General features: G+C 63.2%; 17 protein-coding genes. 11 read left to right on the forward strand and 6 right to left on the reverse strand.

Annotated elements, in window-relative coordinates; genetic code table 11:
* The first annotated feature begins 11 nt into the window (after positions 1–11).
* The 10 genes from Q9246_RS10380 (at position 12) to Q9246_RS10425 (ending at position 7,238) form a co-directional block, all read left to right on the forward strand.
* Positions 12–515, forward strand: a complete 504-nt coding sequence (locus Q9246_RS10380) for a chemotaxis protein CheW (RefSeq protein WP_306397474.1) — start codon at positions 12–14, stop codon at positions 513–515.
* An 80-nt stretch (positions 516–595) separates the two neighbouring features.
* Entirely contained in the window at positions 596–1,450 is an 855-nt protein-coding gene (locus tag Q9246_RS10385) for a CheR family methyltransferase (RefSeq protein WP_306397475.1), read from the forward strand.
* Between the two features lie 14 nt (positions 1,451–1,464).
* Complete coding sequence (gene cheD, locus Q9246_RS10390) at positions 1,465–2,064, forward strand: chemoreceptor glutamine deamidase CheD (RefSeq protein ID WP_306397476.1); 600 nt, start codon at positions 1,465–1,467, stop codon at positions 2,062–2,064.
* Between the two features lie 34 nt (positions 2,065–2,098).
* Entirely contained in the window at positions 2,099–3,163 is a 1,065-nt protein-coding gene (locus Q9246_RS10395) for a protein-glutamate methylesterase/protein-glutamine glutaminase (protein WP_306397477.1), read from the forward strand.
* A 128-nt stretch (positions 3,164–3,291) separates the two neighbouring features.
* Positions 3,292–3,690 (forward strand): chemotaxis response regulator CheY, encoded by a 399-nt coding sequence (gene cheY, locus Q9246_RS10400; RefSeq protein ID WP_005666673.1) that lies wholly within the window; start codon positions 3,292–3,294, stop codon positions 3,688–3,690.
* A 1-nt stretch (position 3,691) separates the two neighbouring features.
* On the forward strand, positions 3,692–4,333 hold the full coding sequence (cheZ, locus tag Q9246_RS10405; RefSeq protein ID WP_306397478.1) for a protein phosphatase CheZ: 642 nt from the start codon (positions 3,692–3,694) through the stop codon (positions 4,331–4,333).
* A 33-nt stretch (positions 4,334–4,366) separates the two neighbouring features.
* Positions 4,367–5,581, forward strand: coding sequence for an EAL and HDOD domain-containing protein (locus Q9246_RS10410; protein WP_306397479.1), 1,215 nt, complete (start codon positions 4,367–4,369; stop codon positions 5,579–5,581).
* 149 nt (positions 5,582–5,730) lie between these two features.
* Entirely contained in the window at positions 5,731–6,186 is a 456-nt protein-coding gene (locus Q9246_RS10415; protein ID WP_306397480.1) for a hypothetical protein, read from the forward strand.
* Between the two features lie 61 nt (positions 6,187–6,247).
* Entirely contained in the window at positions 6,248–6,670 is a 423-nt protein-coding gene (locus Q9246_RS10420; RefSeq protein WP_306397481.1) for a hypothetical protein, read from the forward strand.
* A gap of 34 nt (positions 6,671–6,704) precedes the next feature.
* Entirely contained in the window at positions 6,705–7,238 is a 534-nt protein-coding gene (locus Q9246_RS10425) for a cysteine hydrolase family protein (RefSeq protein WP_306397482.1), read from the forward strand.
* On the opposite strand, the gene Q9246_RS10430 is transcribed toward Q9246_RS10425, so the two are convergent.
* The 6 genes from Q9246_RS10430 to metG all read right to left on the reverse strand — a co-directional run bounded on the left by Q9246_RS10430 (position 7,235) and on the right by metG (position 13,764).
* Positions 7,235–8,017 (reverse strand): PilZ domain-containing protein, encoded by a 783-nt coding sequence (locus Q9246_RS10430; protein ID WP_306397483.1) that lies wholly within the window; start codon positions 8,015–8,017, stop codon positions 7,235–7,237. The two genes, Q9246_RS10425 and Q9246_RS10430, sit on opposite strands and share 4 nt — an antisense overlap.
* A 103-nt stretch (positions 8,018–8,120) precedes the next feature.
* Positions 8,121–8,960, reverse strand: a complete 840-nt coding sequence (gene panC / locus Q9246_RS10435) for a pantoate--beta-alanine ligase (RefSeq protein WP_306397484.1) — start codon at positions 8,958–8,960, stop codon at positions 8,121–8,123.
* 26 nt (positions 8,961–8,986) lie between these two features.
* Positions 8,987–9,853, reverse strand: coding sequence for a segregation and condensation protein A (locus Q9246_RS10440; protein ID WP_422802365.1), 867 nt, complete (start codon positions 9,851–9,853; stop codon positions 8,987–8,989).
* Positions 9,854–9,865: 12 nt separating this feature from the next.
* Positions 9,866–10,075 (reverse strand): DUF3460 family protein, encoded by a 210-nt coding sequence (locus Q9246_RS10445; protein ID WP_306397485.1) that lies wholly within the window; start codon positions 10,073–10,075, stop codon positions 9,866–9,868.
* A 73-nt stretch (positions 10,076–10,148) separates the two neighbouring features.
* Entirely contained in the window at positions 10,149–11,465 is a 1,317-nt protein-coding gene (locus Q9246_RS10450) for an enoyl ACP reductase FabMG family protein (protein WP_306397486.1), read from the reverse strand.
* Positions 11,466–11,631: 166 nt separating this feature from the next.
* Positions 11,632–13,764 carry a methionine--tRNA ligase gene (gene metG, locus Q9246_RS10455; RefSeq protein ID WP_306397487.1) on the reverse strand — a complete coding sequence of 711 codons (2,133 nt, stop codon included), beginning with the start codon at positions 13,762–13,764 and terminating at the stop codon, positions 11,632–11,634.
* Between the two features lie 151 nt (positions 13,765–13,915).
* Here metG and apbC point away from each other — a divergent pair, with 151 nt between their 5' ends.
* Complete coding sequence (gene apbC / locus Q9246_RS10460; RefSeq protein ID WP_306397488.1) at positions 13,916–15,004, forward strand: iron-sulfur cluster carrier protein ApbC; 1,089 nt, start codon at positions 13,916–13,918, stop codon at positions 15,002–15,004.
* The last annotated feature ends 197 nt before the right edge of the window (positions 15,005–15,201 follow it).

The raw sequence follows: 15,201 nt of genomic DNA on the forward strand, positions 1-15,201 counted from the left end.
GAGGAAATCCCATGTCCAACCTGGCAAACACCACCTCGGCTGACGGGACCGCTCACGACGGCGCCGGCAACGAATTCCTGGCCTTCACCCTGGGTAATGAAGAGTACGGCATCGACATCCTGAAAGTGCAGGAGATCCGCGGCTACGAAGCCGTGACCCGCATCGCCAACGCTCCCGAATTCATCAAGGGCGTCATCAACCTGCGTGGCATCATCATCCCGGTGGTCGACATGCGCATCAAGTTCAACCTGGGCACCCCGGTGTACGACCAGTTCACCGTCGTGATCATCCTGAACATTGGCGGGCGCATCATGGGCATGGTGGTCGACAGCGTGTCCGACGTCACCACCCTGACCCCGGACCAGATCAAGCCGGCGCCAGAGATGGGCACGGCGTTCAACTCCGACTACATGATCGGCCTGGGCACGGTCGACGAGCGCATGCTGATCCTGGTCGACATCGACAAGCTGATGTCGTCGAGCGAGATGGGCCTGATCGACAAGATGGCCGCCTGATCCTGGCGCGGCGCGCAGCACCCACAACCCGGACCGCGTCTCGATGACGCGGACCAACCAGCATTCAGAAGGCAAGCAACGTGCCGCAGCAGAAAACAGAGACGGTCAAGGAATTCGATTTCACGCGCCGTGACTTCGAACGGGTTCGCGCGCTCATTCACCAGCGCGCCGGCATCTCGCTGGCCGACAGCAAGCAGGAGATGGTCTACAGCCGCCTGGCGCGGCGCCTGCGCGCGACCGGCATCCAGTCGTTCGCCAACTACCTGGACGACCTCGAAGCGGGCCGCATGGACCGCGAGTGGGAATCGTTCACCAATGCGCTGACCACCAACCTGACCTCGTTCTTCCGCGAGGCGCACCATTTCCCGCTGCTGCTGGATCACCTGGTCGCGCTGCGCAAGAAGGACACGCGCCCGCTCACCATCTGGTGCTCGGCCGCGTCCACCGGCGAAGAGCCGTACTCGATCGCGATGACAGCCTGCGAAGCGTTCAATACGCTGTCGCCGCCGGTGCACATCGTCGCCACCGACATCGACACCAATGTGCTGGCCACGGCTTCGAACGGCGTGTATCCGATGGAGCGGCTCGAGAAGACGAGTCCCGAGCGCCTGCGCCGCTTCTTCCTGAAGGGGAAGGGCGCCCACGAGGGCATGGCGCGCGTGCGCCCCGAACTGCGCAACCTGGTGACCTTCAAGCAACTGAACCTGCTGGCCGACGGCTGGCCGCTGGAAGGGCAGTTCGACGCCATCTTTTGCCGCAACGTGATGATTTATTTCGACAAGCCGACCCAGCGCAAGATCCTGGGCCGCTTCGTGCCGCTGATGAAGCCGCACGCGCTGCTGTTCGCGGGCCACTCCGAGAACTTCCTGTACGTGTCGGATGCGCTGCGCCTGCGCGGCAAGACGGTGTATGAACTCGACGGGCGCAGTGCCTGAGACCTGGGACGACCATGAACAGCCAGTTCGCCACCAATCTGTATCACGACCGCACTTTCAACGTCGACGCGGCCAAGATCCTGCCGGGCGAGTATTTTTATACCGGCAAGGACATGCTGATCGCGACCGTGCTCGGCTCCTGCGTGTCGGCCTGCATCCGCGACCGGCTCACCGGCCTGGGTGGCATGAACCACTTCATGCTGCCCGACGGCGGCGCCGACGCCGGCAACAGCCCGGTGTCGGCCTCGATGCGCTATGGGTCGTTCGCGATGGAGATCCTGATCAACGACCTGCTCAAGGCCGGCGCGCGGCGCGAACATCTCGAGGCCAAGGTGTTCGGTGGCGGCGCCGTGCTGCGTGGCTTTACCGCGATGAACGTCGGCGAGCGCAATGCGGCGTTTGTGATGCAGTTCCTCAAGACCGAACGCATCCCGGTGCTGGCCGAAGACCTGAACGACATCTACCCGCGCAAGGTGTTCTTCTTCCCGCGCACGGGCAAGGTGCTGGTCAAGAAACTGATGCAAACCCAGAACGATACCCTGGCGAAGCGTGAACTCGACTACGCCAAGCGGCTCAAGGTCGAACCCGTCGGCGGCGCCATCGACCTGTTCTGAAGTATTGAGCTGTAGCGAGCAGAAAGGAAAGAGCATGAAGACCAAGGTGCTGATCGTCGACGATTCCGCGCTGATCCGCAGCGTGATGAGCGAGATCGTCAATTCCCAGCCCGACCTCGAAGTGGTCGCCACCGCGCCCGACCCGCTGGTCGCGCGCGAACTGATCAAGAAGCACAATCCCGATGTCTTGACGCTGGACGTCGAGATGCCCAAGATGGACGGTCTCGACTTCCTGGAAAAACTGATGCGCCTGCGGCCGATGCCGGTGTTGATGGTATCGTCGCTGACCGAGCGCGGCTCGGAGATCACGATGCGTGCGCTGGAACTGGGCGCCGTCGATTTCGTCACCAAGCCCAAGATCTCGATCCAGAGCGGCATGCGCGAGTATGCCGACATGATCGCCGACAAGATCCGCGCCGCCGCCCGCGCCCGCATCGCACCGCGTTCGCGCACGCTGCAAGTGGCAAGTGCGCCGCTGTCGGCCTTGAGGAGCCCCCTGATTTCTTCCGAAAAACTGATCATCATCGGGGCGTCGACCGGCGGCACCGAAGCGATCCGCGAATTCCTGATGCAGATGCCGTCCGATTGCCCGGGCATCCTGATCGCCCAGCACATGCCCGAGGGTTTCACGACGTCATTCGCCAAGCGCCTCGATTCGCTGTGCAGGATCAGCGTGGTCGAATCGGCCGGCAACGAGCGGGTGCTGCCCGGCCACGCGTATATCGCGCCGGGCCATTCGCACCTGCTCTTGACGCGTTCCGGCGCCAACTACATGACCCGCATCGAACAGAGCCCGCCGGTCAACCGCCACCGTCCCTCGGTCGACGTGTTGTTCCGCTCCGCCGCGCAGGCGGCCGGTAAAAACGCGGTTGGTGTTATCCTGACCGGCATGGGCAAGGACGGCGCGGCCGGCATGCTCGAGATGCGCCAGGCCGGCGCCCACAACTTCGCCCAGGACGAGGCGAGCTGCGTGGTGTTCGGCATGCCGCGCGAGGCGATCGCGCTCGGCGCCGCCCACGACGTCGGCCCCTTGCAGGCCTTGCCGGGCATGGTGCTCGACCATCTGGCGGCGCAGGGCGGCCGGGCGTTGCGTGTTTGATCCGAATTCGGGTTGCGATCATGCTTTACGGGCTATTTTATCGCCGTAAAGCAACAAAAATGCTATTCTTGAGCCTGTAAAAGAAGCTCACCCAACAAACCACAGTAGAAGATTCAACGGAGTTATTCATGGCTGATCCAAAGATGCGTTTCCTGGTTGTTGACGATTTCTCGACGATGCGCCGCATCGTCCGGAATCTGTTGAAAGAACTGGGTTATGCCAACGTCGACGAGGCAGAAGACGGCGTGATGGCGCTGGCCAAGCTGCGCAGCGAATCGTTCGACTTCGTGGTGTCGGACTGGAACATGCCGAATATGGACGGCCTGACCATGCTGCAGAACATCCGTGCCGATCCCGCGCTGGCCAAGCTGCCGGTGCTGATGGTGACCGCGGAAGCGAAGAAAGAGAACATCATTGCCGCCGCCCAGGCCGGCGCCAGCGGCTATGTGGTCAAGCCGTTCACGGCCGCGACCCTCGACGAAAAACTGAACAAGATCTTCGAGAAACTGGACAAAGCCGGAGCCTGAGATGGGTGAGCATAATCCGGCGCCTGACGCCGGAGCGGCTTCGCACGAAGAAGTGCTGAGCCGGATCGGTCACATGACCCGTGCGCTGCACGAAAGCCTGCGCGGGCTGGGACTCGACAAGCTGATCGAGAAGGCGGCAAGCGACATCCCCGATGCGCGCGACCGCCTGGACTACGTGGCGCGCCTGTCGGAACAGGCCGCCAAGAAGGTGCTGGACGCAACCGATGCGGCCGGCCCCCTGCAGGACGGCATCGAGACCCGCTCGACCGAGCTCTCCGGCGCCTGGCAGGCGCTGCTGGACAAGGGCGCGAGCGAGGCCGAATGGCGCGCAATGGCCGAGCGCACGATCGCCGGCCTGGATGCCTCGGCCGCCGCCACGGTGGCCACGCGCAGCGAGTTGATGAACATCATGATGGCCCAGGACTTCCAGGACCTGACCGGCCAGGTGATCGGCCGCATCACCGGCATCGCCCAGAATCTCGAGAAGCAGCTGGTGCAGGTGCTGATCGATTTCGCCCCCAGCGAAATCAAGCGCGAGCTCGACAACGGCCTGCTGAACGGCCCGCAGATCAAGCCGACCGGCACCGAAGTCGTGGCCAATCAGGGCCAGGTCGACGACCTGCTCGACAGCCTCGGGTTCTGACCGGGCGCCGCGCACCACCACCCGGCGCCCCGCATGCATCGCACCAATTTCATCGTCCGCGAACCGCTGCTCGACCCCAGGCAGCGCGTGCTCGGCTACGAGCTGTCGTGGCAGCAGCACGACGGCATCCATCCCACCGACCAGGACCTGGAAGGGCTGGTCGGCTTCGTCGCCCGGCACGTCAATCATGAAGAACATGGCTGGCTGCTGCGCGACAAGATCCTGTTCCTCGACGCCGTGCCGGCCATGCTGTCGCTCGATTCGCTGCACGCGCTGCCGCCGGAACGCACGGTACTTACCTTCGATATCCGCCAGCTGACCAACGTCGACGTGCGCTCCGCCGTGCAGGCCGTGCGCGCCGGCGGCGTTGGCGTGGCGATCCGCGGTTGCGACCTCAACCTGCTGGCGCGCAACCTGTCGCCCTATGCCTCCTACCTCGAAGTGCGCTTCACCGGCGCCGACGTGGCGGACCAGGCCCGCACCTATGCCGCCGCCAAGCATTCGGCGCTACGCATGGTGGGGCGGCCGGTGGGCACCTGGGCCGACTTCGACGCCTGCGCCGCGCTCGGCCTCGACGCCTTCGTCGGCAAGCTGCACCTGACGCCGCGGCCCGGCAATCCGGTCAAGGGCATGAACCCGACCCAGGGCGTGATCCTGCAACTGATGCAGATGGTGCAGGGCAACGAGGACGTGCCCAAGCTGGAAAGCGTGCTGAAACGCGATCCGGCGCTGACCTATAAACTGCTGCGTTACATTAATACCGCCGGCTTCGGGGCGGGGCGCGAAGTGCATTCGCTGCGCCAGGCGATCTCGCTGCTGGGCTATGCGCCGCTGTACCGCTGGCTGGTGCTGTTGCTGGCCACGGCCAGTTCGAGCGGCTACTCGCCGGTGCTGATGGAAACGGCGGTCGTGCGCGGTCGCCTGGCCGAGTTGCTGGGGCAGAAATTCCTGGGGAAAGGCGAGGCCGAAAACCTGTTCGTGGCGGGGATGTTCTCCCTGCTCGACCGGCTGCTGGGACTGCCGATGGACGAGGTGCTGGCCACGATCCAGCTGCCGGCCGAGGTGGTGCAGGCGCTCAAGGGGCGCGAAGGGCCGTATGGACCCTATCTGGCGCTGGCCGAGGCCTGCGAACTCAATTCGAAGCTGGTGGCCTCGCTGGCCGATACGCTGGATATTTCACCGACCGAAGTCAACCAGGCGCATTTGTCGGCGCTGGCCTGGGCCCAGAGCGTGGCGGTCGAGGCCTAGTCGACGGAGGTCCTCCCGGGACCGCCACGCCATCAAGTATTGCGCAAGCTCAATGTGCCGGCTCGCGACTTCCTGCGCGAGAAACAAACTCTTGCATTTTCAAGGTAATTTCCAGTAGGATTTGACGACACAATCCTTCTGGAACTGCCATGCCGATCGATCAAAACCAGATCAATTTGTTGTTGGATTCATCGGTGCTGTCGACGCAAAGCAACAGGGTCTTCATGGTCGAGAGAGGCAATATGATGACCGCGATGTCGTGGTTCACGAAGATCACCGGACAGCGGCTGGCGATGGCGGACCTGACCCGCCTGAAGGCGGCCGGCGGCTTCTTCATCCATACCTATGCCGGCAATGTGAATGGCAATCCGGTCAACGTCAATTTGCGCGGGGGCTCGAGTTCGTCGATCACCTCCGAAAAACACGTCATGTTGCTGACCAAGGATTACCAGATGCTGGGCGAGATCCACTCCACCAGCACCACGCCGGGCTGTCCGACCATCGACATCACCAACCCACAGCACCTGGGCGGGGTCCCGCGCGTCGTGACGCTGGACGGTCGGATCGAAATCAAGTTCGCCACTACCTATACCTACGTTCAATGACGTCAGGGATGTCGTCCATCCCGACGACGCATCCCGGTTGTTTTGCCAGGAGAGAAAAACCATGCCTCTTGATGCAGTGATCGCAACCAAGCTCGCCGAAATCCTCATGGTCGACACGTCGGTGGATATCACCGGCGCCGGGGCCGAAGAGCGGCGCGAATACACTTACCAGACGTATCAGTTCAAGTTCAACCGCGGCCATGCCTACCGGGATCACAATACCGGCCCGGCGACCAATCCCCGCTACGCCGGTCCGGACAAGGCGATCGAACGCGCCATCATGGACGACGCCATCGTGCGTATCGTGGCAAACGCGATTCCGCCCGTGGCGGCGATCTCCTTGCCGGGCACCGGCGTGCGCGTCCACGGTACGCCGATCCGGTACAACCTGGTGCGGGTCGTGAGCAATACCTCGGCCAATGGCTTTGCCTACATCGTCAGCGACTACATGGTCTGGCAGGGCAATCCAGGGGTGCTGACGTGAGGGCCGGCGCATCGATCCCGTTGTTAGAGCTCCCATGTCGATAGCCCTGCTCGTCATCGATGTCCAGCAGGCCTTGTGTTTTGGCGAAGAAGCGGCGTTCGGGAGCGAAGGCCTGATCGAGCGTATCAACCTGCTCGGGGCCAGGGCGCGCCACGCCGGCGTGCCGGTCGTGCTGGTCCAGCACGAAGAAGACGACGGACCGTTGGCGCGCGGCAGCGAAGGGTGGGCGCTGGCGCAGGGACTGGTCGTGGACGGCGCCGACCTGCGCGTGGGCAAGGCCGCGAGCGATGCCTTCCATGGCACCGGGCTGCACGAGGAACTCGCGCGGCGCGGCGTGACGCGGGTCGTCATTTGCGGATTGCAGAGCGACTATTGCATCGATTCGACGACGCGCCGCGCGCTGGGACTGGGCTACGAAGTCACGCTGGTATCGGACGGGCACTCGACCTGCGATAGCGGCCTGTTGAAAGCAGCGCAGATATCGCGCCACCACACGGCGACGCTGGCCAATATCGGCGGCTACGCGCACCGGGTGCGGCCGGCGCCTGCCGCCGAGGTCGAATTCTAGGCGATTGGACGCTGGGCAACCCGTCGTTCCGGCTGGCCGGTCGTGACGAAACGTTCCAGGGTCTGCTGCAACTGCATCGAAATATTCACGAAGCTGCAGCCGATCTGCACCTGCTCGCCGAGCAGGAAGGTGCGGAATGGCCGCATCAGGCGCACCTCGAGGTCGGCCACGACCATCAGCGCCGGCCCCAGTTCCAGCCGCACCCCGATCAGTTTCTTGCCCACGTGCAGGCCAAAGCACTGCTCGGGCGAGGCGCGCATGCCGATGCCGCCCTGGGAAAAATCGTATAAGGGTAGTTCGTACTGCTTGCCCGACAGGCCGAAGCTGGCGGTATAGTTGCCGCCGATCGGGGTCTCGATGCGGCGCGTCGAGCGCCGGTTCAACACCAGGCAGTGGCCGGGGAAGGTCGCCGGCACCAGGTGCGGCTGCTCTAGCACGGTGGCCCAGTCGCTTTCCAGCTCGAACTGCAGCTTGGCATTGCCGCCGATCGCGGCGACAAAGGTGGCGTGGTGGGTGGACGGCAGCGCGCTGCCGGTAAAGTCCAGCACGAAATGCGGCAATTCGGGATCGACCGACTCGATCCTGGCCAGGACCGGCTCCTCGATGCCGCAATAGACCGTCACCGGATCGCCGCTCTGCGCCAGCGCGCTCAGGGCTTCGCCGATGTCGAACGGGTCCGACATCTGGTGCGGCGCGGCATTGCCGGGAATACGGGTCAACAGGTCGGAAGGCTTGGGCGGGCCCTTGCGGGCAATGGCGACGGCATCGGAGACGTTCACGGCGGGGTCCTGGACGTGATTGTAAAATGCTGCTGCACGGAAGTATAACGCTCTTTGCAATTTTATTGCAAACAGGAAATCAATCGTGCAGCTTTTGCATCGATCAGATCTCCAGGTTGTCGATCAGGCGGGTCGTGCCCAGCTTGGCCGCGGCCAGCACCACCAGCGGTTCGCCGCGCTCCAGGTCGGCCGCGCCCGGCACCTGCAGGTCGATGCGCTTGCGCACCGAGATATAATCGGGCTTCCAGCCGCGCTCGGCCAGGGCCGCCATCGCCTGCGCCTGCACGGCGTCGATGTCGCGCGCGCCGCTGCGGATGCTGTCGGCCACCGCATTCAGCTGCTGGTACAGCAGCGGCGCCTCGGCCCGCTCGGCGCTCGACAGGTAGCCGTTGCGCGAGGACAGCGCCAGGCCGTCCTCGGCGCGGAAGGTTTCGGCGCCGATGATCTCGGTCGGCAGCGCGAACTGGCGCGCCATATTTCGGATGATCATGAGCTGCTGGTAATCCTTCTTGCCGAACACGGCCACGCGCGGCTGCACGCAGGAAAACAGCTTGGTCACGACGGTGCACACGCCCTCGAAGAAGCCGGGGCGGAATTCGCCTTCCAGCGTATTTCCCAGGTCATCCGGCGGGCGCACGCGGTATTCCTGCGGTTCCGGGTACAGGTCTTTTTCGGTCGGCGCGAACAGGACGTACACGCCTTCTTTTTCCAGCTTGGCCACGTCTTCCTGGAAGGTGCGCGGGTATTTGTCGAAATCCTCGTTCGGGCCGAACTGCAGGCGGTTGACGAAGATCGACGCCACCACCGGGTCGCCGTGGCGGCGCGCCAGGCGCATCAGCGACAGGTGGCCTTCGTGCAGATTGCCCATCGTCGGCACGAAGGCGGTGCGCAGCTGGCCGCGCAACTGGTCGCGCAATTCGTCAATGGAAGAAATGATTTTCATGGTGATCGGATGAGAATAGACCGGCTTCAAGCCGGCGAATAGGCCAGGCGCACGTAGATCGGCGCGAAAGGCTCGGCCTGCGTGATTTCAATCAATGTTTCTTTCGCCAGTTCGAGCATGGCGACAAAGTGTACTACCACGATGGGAACGGTGTGCTGGCCCAGGAACAGGTCGCCGAACTCGACGAAGCGCTGCGATTGCAGCGTGCGCAGGATGGCCGACATGTGTTCGCGCACCGACAGTTCCTGGCGCCCGATCCGGTGGTGCTGGGTCAGCTTGGCGCGGCGCAGCACGTCGAGCCAGGCGCGCTGCAAGTCCCAGGGATCGACGTCGGGCAGCGGCGCCACCAGGCCCTGTTCCACGAACAGCTGGGGGCGGACGAAGTCGCGGCCTTCTTGCGGCACATTGCCAAGGGCGACGGCGGCGGACTTGATCTGTTCATAGTCCAGCAGGCGGCGCACGAGTTCGGCGCGCGGGTCGCCGGCATCCTCGACCAGGTCGTCCTGGCGCTTGGGCAGCAACATGCGCGATTTGATTTCGATCAGCATCGCAGCCATCAACAGGTATTCCGCCGCCAGCTCGAGATTGCTCTTGCGGATCTGCTCGACGTATTCCAGGTATTGCAGGGTTACCTGCGCCATCGGGATGTCGAGGATGTTGAAGTTTTGCTTGCGAATCAGGTACAGCAGCAGGTCGAGCGGACCTTCGAAGGCGTCGAGGAAGATCTCGAGCGCGTCGGGCGGGATGTACAGGTCGTTCGGCAGCCGCGTCAGCGGTTCGCCATACAGGCGCGCGATCGCGGCGTCCTCGGGCGGGGGCGGCGCGGCGTGCTGGGTGTCCATGGTGGCAACAACGGGCAGGTCCTGCCCGTCGGCCGCCCCCTCGGGCATCATGCGTCGACGCCCTTAGACCTTGCTCTGGTACGGGTAGGCTTGCTGGCTCAGGCGCGATTCCTTCACGCGGGCCTGCTCGTCGAGCGAGATCGGCTCCTTGTCCCACAGCAGGGCGCGGCCGGCGACCTGGCCTGCGTCGAGGTGGGGATTCTGTTTCTTGAGCTCCGAGATGAACTTGGTGTGCTCGGATTCGTACATCACGTGTTTTTTCGAGAAGATCATGGTGTGCGGGGTATCTATGCAAATGAAAAGCGACGGGGCTGATTCTTCGGCCAGCCGCCGCTTGCGTCAAGTCTTACTTGTGCAACTCGTTCAGCTGACGGGCGATGATGTCGTGGTTGAGCCACAGCACCGGTGCGATTTTTTCCGATGCGCCATGGAACATCAACGGGCCGGCGCCTTCCAGAACCAGGCTCGACAGGTGGTCGGTGATCAGCGCCTTTTTATCCTTGTGGAGGGCGGTGATGGCTTCCGAGGTGCCGATCATGACCTCGGCCAGCTCCGGAGTATTGTCCATCGGCCAGGCTTCGAAGTTGCGGAAGGTGGCGCTGGTCGCGTCGTTATTGTAGCCCTCGATGGTGTCGAGCAGCTGTTGCAGCGACGTGCCTTCGCCCAGCAGTTCTTCGCAGATGCGCCATTGCTCGTCGGCCCAGGCGCCGCCGCCTTCTTTCTTGAGGGCGCGCAGCAGCGGGAACAGCGACAGCTCGACGCCAACGAAGATGTCGGACGAGTTGGTGCGGATTTCCGGGCAGTTGAACACGGTCGCGGCCACGCCGCCCTTCCAGGCTGCTTCGGCAATCGATTCCAGGCGCATCTTGGCGTAGCCCTGGGTGTAGTTGGTATAGGTCTGCCACTGGTAGCGGTCCTCGATCAGGATCTCGGTGCCGTGGTAGCCATAGGCGGTGTAGCGCACTTCGCCGCCGGCCTGCTCGACGCGGGCGCGGATCGCGGCGGAGGCGTCGATCAGGTACTTGAGCGTGTTGGCCGAGACTTCGTCGAAGTTCATCAGGATCAGCTTGCCCAGGTCGCTGTCGAGCAGGGCGCGCGAAGACATGAAGCGCTCGCCGCGGCCTTTATAGATGCGGTTGGCAATGGCCAGGAAGGCCTTGATGCGTGGAATGCCGCCCGCCATGGTGTGGGCGAAGAAGACGTTCGCGCCTTCCGGCACCAGCTTGTCGATCTCGGCCATGACAGTCGCGGCCGAGCCGGTGAAACGGGCCACGCCGGCTGCGCGGCAGCGCTCGATGCGTTCCCAGTCCAGCTTTTCTTCCTGCCAGTTCTTCAGGGTGATGCCGGACAGCATTTCGGTCGGGTTCTGTTCGCCCGCCAAGGCGTCCATGTCGAAGCCGGCCATCAGCGGCACGTTGATGATGCGGCCACCCAGTTTCTCTTCCGCTTCAGCCAGTTCTGCCTCGTCCAGCGCGCGCAGGACGCCGGCGTCGTCGCGGCGGCCGACGGTGATGCCGACGATGGTCATGCCGGCGGCGCGCGCTTCGTCGATCAGGCCGTTCACATAACCACGGCCGAACAGTTCGCCGAACAGGACGAAGACGTCGCCCTTGCGGAACACATTGGCTTGTGGGATTTGGCGGAGAGGATTCAATTCGGTCATATTATTAGCTACCTATCAAAAGAGTTTGTGGCGGCGTTTTGTCATATTTAAAAAATGGCATTGTACACACACGCCACAAGCTCGGGAAATGCTTCCCGGGGCTGGCATGAGGCCGCTCTACGACCGGCTGTGCCGGCCGCAGGACAGCCCCGTCAATATGCTGGAATCAGCGGATGCGCATGCCCGGCGTCGCGCCCGGCATCGGATCGAGCAGGTACAGGCCCGGGTTCGTTTTCTCGTCGGCGCTCGATGCGCACAGTACCATGCCTTCGGAGACGCCGAATTTCATCTTGCGCGGCGCCAGGTTGGCGACCAGCACGGTCAGCTTGCCGATCAGGTCTTCCGGCTGGTACGCCGACTTGATGCCCGAGAACACATTGCGGTGGCGACCTTCGCCCACGTCCAGGGTCAGGCGCAGCAGCTTGCTCGAGCCTTCCACATGTTCGCAGTTGACGATCTTCGCCACGCGCAGGTCGATTTTCGTGAAATCGTCGATCGAGATTTCCGGGGCCAGGGCTTCGATGTCGCCATCGCCGGCGGCCGCCGCTTGCGCTACCTCAAGCTTCGGAGCAGGCGCTGCAACCGCAGGCTGGGCCGGCTTGTCGAACAGGTTCTCGACCATCTTGGCATCGACGCGCTGCATCAGGTGGGCATAGGTGCCGATGGTACGGCCCAGCATCGTTTCATAGACGGCGGCGCCATGGGTGTCGGCCCAGCTCAGTTCGGCATCGCCCAGGAATTCGGCAACGCGCGCGGCCACGTTCGGCAGTACCGGCGCCAGCATGACGGTCAGCTGGCGGAACAGGATGAGCGCCGTGGTGCACACATCGTGCAGCTCGGCGGTCTTGGTGTCGTCCTTGGCCAGCAGCCATGGCTTGTATTCGTCGACGTACTGGTTGATGACGTCGGCGATTTCCATGATCTCGCGCAGGGCGCGGCCGTACTCGCGCGCCTCGAAGGCGGCGGCGATGCTGGTCTGGCGTTCGGCGCCATCCGCCATCAGGGCCTTGCAGATCGTATCGCGGGCAGTCTGCGACAGGCTGTCGGCCAGCTTGCCGTCGAAGCGTTTGGCAATGAAGCCGGCGCAGCGGCTGGCAATATTGACGTATTTGCCGATCAGGTCGCTATTCACTCGGGCGACGAAGTCGTCGCCATTGAAGTCCAGGTCTTCCACCTTGGCATTGAGCTTGAAGGCCAGGTAGTAGCGCAGCCATTCCGGGTTCATGCCCAGTTCCAGGTAGCGCAGCGGCGAAATGCCGGTGCCGCGCGACTTGGACATCTTCTCGTTGTTGACGGTCAGGTGGCCGTGCACGGCCACCTTGAGCTTGTCGATGATCGGGTGGCCCGAGAAGTTCAGCATGGCCGGCCAGAACAGCAGGTGGAACGACACGATGTCCTTGCCGATGAAGTGCAATTGTTCGGCATCCGGGTCGTTCAGGAAGGCGTCGAAGTCCTGGCCCTGCCTGGCGAAATAATTCTTCAGGCTGGCCAGGTAGCCGACCGGCGCGTCCAGCCATACGTAGAAGAATTTGCCTGGGGCATCCGGGATCGGGATGCCGAAATAGGGGGCGTCGCGCGAGATATCCCAGTCGGCCAGTTTTTCGCCTTCTTCGCCCAGCCATTCCGACACCTTGTTGACCATTTCCGGCTGCAGGCGGCCCGGGGTGTTCAGCCATTCCTTCAGGAAAGTGAAGCAGCGAGGGTCGGACAGCTTGAAGAAATACTGTTCCGACGGTTTCAATACCGGGGTCGACCCGGTGAAGACCGAGAATGGGTTGATCAGCTCGGTCGGCTGGTAGGCGGCGCCGCACACTTCGCAGTTGTCGCCATACTGGTCTTTCGCATGGCAGACCGGGCACTCGCCCTTGATATTGCGGTCGGCCAGGAACATGCCCTTGGCGGTGTCATAGAAACGGTCGACCGTCTTGGTGACGATCAGGCCGGCGTCGCGCAGCTTGCGGTAGATGCCCTGCGACAGTTCGACGTTTTCCGGCGAATCGGTCGAATACCAGTTGTCGAAGGCGATGTGGAAGCCGTCGAGGTATTGCGCACGGCCGGCGGCGATCTTGGCCACGAATTCCTGCGGCGTGATGCCTTCCTTCTCGGCCGCGATCATGATCGGCGTGCCGTGGGTATCGTCGGCGCAGACGAAATGCACCTCGCGCTGCTTACCATTGTCGCGCTGCATTCGCTGGAAGCGCACCCAGATGTCGGCCTGGATGTATTCCATCATGTGGCCGATATGGAAGGCAGCGTTGGCGTAGGGCAGGGCGGTGGTGACGAACAGCTTGCGGGTCATGGTGTCGAAACGCTCGGGTTGTATGAAAAGAAGCATTTTACCAGCGGATGGCCCTGTGCGCTCAGGGGGTATTGTCGGCTTTTACCCCCTTCCGCCCAGCCCGGAGGCCGTTTTGCGCTACACTTCGCCCCAATATCATCCGGAGAGCACCATGAGCATCACTGAGAACGACGTCAAGACCGCTTTGTCGGAAGTCATCGATCCTAACACCCAAAAAGACTTCGTCACGACCAAGTCGGTCAAGAACATCAAGATCGACGGCGGACAAGTCACGTTCGAGCTGGAGCTGGGCTACCCGGCCGCCAGCCAGGTCGAAATGCTGCGCGGCATGGCGGCCGCAGCCGTGCTGGAACTGCCCGGCGTCGAAGGCGTCGCGATCCGCGCCTATAGCAAGATCGTGTCGCACACCGTCCAGCGCGGCATGAAGATCATGCCGAATGTGAAGAACATCATCGCCGTCGCCTCGGGCAAGGGCGGTGTTGGCAAATCGACCACGGCCGTCAACCTGGCCCTGGCGCTGTCCGCCGAAGGCGCCAGCGTCGGCATCCTGGACGCCGACATCTATGGCCCGTCGCAGCCGATGATGCTGGGCGTCAGCGGCCGCCCGCTGAGCCATGACAATAAAACCATGGAACCGCTCGAGAACCACGGCATCCAGGTGTCCTCGGTCGGCTTCATGATCGACCCGGACGAGCCGATGGTGTGGCGCGGCCCGATGGCCAGCGGCGCGCTGCAGCAGCTGCTCGAGCAAACCAACTGGCGCGACCTCGATTACCTGATCGTCGACATGCCGCCGGGCACCGGCGACATCCAGCTGACCCTGTCGCAGAAAGTGCCGGTCACCGGCGCCGTGATCGTCACCACGCCGCAGGACATCGCCCTGCTCGACGCCCGCAAGGGCCTCAAGATGTTCGAGAAGGTCGGCATCCCGATCCTGGGCGTGGTCGAGAACATGAGCACCCACACCTGTTCCAACTGCGGCCATACCGAGGCGATCTTCGGCCATGGCGGCGGCGAGAAGATGTGCGCCGACTTCGGCGTCGACTTCCTGGGTGCGCTGCCCTTGACGCTGTCGATCCGCGAGCAGGCCGATGCCGGGCGGCCGACCGTGGTCGCCGATCCGGAAGGCGCGGTCGCTGCGGTCTACAAGCAGATCGCGCGCAAGGTGGCGGTCAAGATCGCCGAAAAAGCCAAGGACATGAGCAGCAAGTTCCCGAGCATCGTCGTCAAGAACGACTGATTTTTCAGCGGGGCGATACGCCCTGCGCAGCCGCTGTCCATGACGCGCGCCAGCATCCTGTTGCTGGCGCGCGTCATTTATTTCGCATGCCGAAAAGGCGCGGCACGGTCAGCGTTTTCCTGCGAACTGTCTGTTTGAAAATAAAGTCGTTAGGAAATTCCCTACCTACACTCTGACCTTGAGTGTCCACGGCACAA

The organism is Telluria beijingensis (assembly GCF_030770395.1).
In the GTDB taxonomy this organism is placed as follows: Bacteria; Pseudomonadota; Gammaproteobacteria; order Burkholderiales; family Burkholderiaceae_D; genus Telluria; species Telluria beijingensis.

Bases quoted from the DNA above. Each gene is read 5' to 3' on its own strand.
- Q9246_RS10380 (WP_306397474.1), top strand. From the start codon at position 12: ATGTCCAACCTGGCAAACACCACCTCGGCTGACGGGACCGCTCACGAC.
- cheD (WP_306397476.1), top strand. From the start codon at position 1,465: ATGAACAGCCAGTTCGCCACCAATCTGTATCACGACCGCACTTTCAAC.
- Q9246_RS10395 (WP_306397477.1), top strand. From the start codon at position 2,099: ATGAAGACCAAGGTGCTGATCGTCGACGATTCCGCGCTGATCCGCAGC.
- cheY (WP_005666673.1), top strand. From the start codon at position 3,292: ATGGCTGATCCAAAGATGCGTTTCCTGGTTGTTGACGATTTCTCGACG.
- cheZ (WP_306397478.1), top strand. From the start codon at position 3,692: ATGGGTGAGCATAATCCGGCGCCTGACGCCGGAGCGGCTTCGCACGAA.
- Q9246_RS10410 (WP_306397479.1), top strand. From the start codon at position 4,367: ATGCATCGCACCAATTTCATCGTCCGCGAACCGCTGCTCGACCCCAGG.
- Q9246_RS10415 (WP_306397480.1), top strand. From the start codon at position 5,731: ATGCCGATCGATCAAAACCAGATCAATTTGTTGTTGGATTCATCGGTG.
- Q9246_RS10420 (WP_306397481.1), top strand. From the start codon at position 6,248: ATGCCTCTTGATGCAGTGATCGCAACCAAGCTCGCCGAAATCCTCATG.
- Q9246_RS10425 (WP_306397482.1), top strand. From the start codon at position 6,705: ATGTCGATAGCCCTGCTCGTCATCGATGTCCAGCAGGCCTTGTGTTTT.
- panC (WP_306397484.1), bottom strand. From the start codon at position 8,960: ATGAAAATCATTTCTTCCATTGACGAATTGCGCGACCAGTTGCGCGGC.
- Q9246_RS10440 (WP_422802365.1), bottom strand. From the start codon at position 9,853: ATGATGCCCGAGGGGGCGGCCGACGGGCAGGACCTGCCCGTTGTTGCC.
- Q9246_RS10445 (WP_306397485.1), bottom strand. From the start codon at position 10,075: ATGATCTTCTCGAAAAAACACGTGATGTACGAATCCGAGCACACCAAG.
- Q9246_RS10450 (WP_306397486.1), bottom strand. From the start codon at position 11,465: ATGACCGAATTGAATCCTCTCCGCCAAATCCCACAAGCCAATGTGTTC.
- metG (WP_306397487.1), bottom strand. From the start codon at position 13,764: ATGACCCGCAAGCTGTTCGTCACCACCGCCCTGCCCTACGCCAACGCT.
- apbC (WP_306397488.1), top strand. From the start codon at position 13,916: ATGAGCATCACTGAGAACGACGTCAAGACCGCTTTGTCGGAAGTCATC.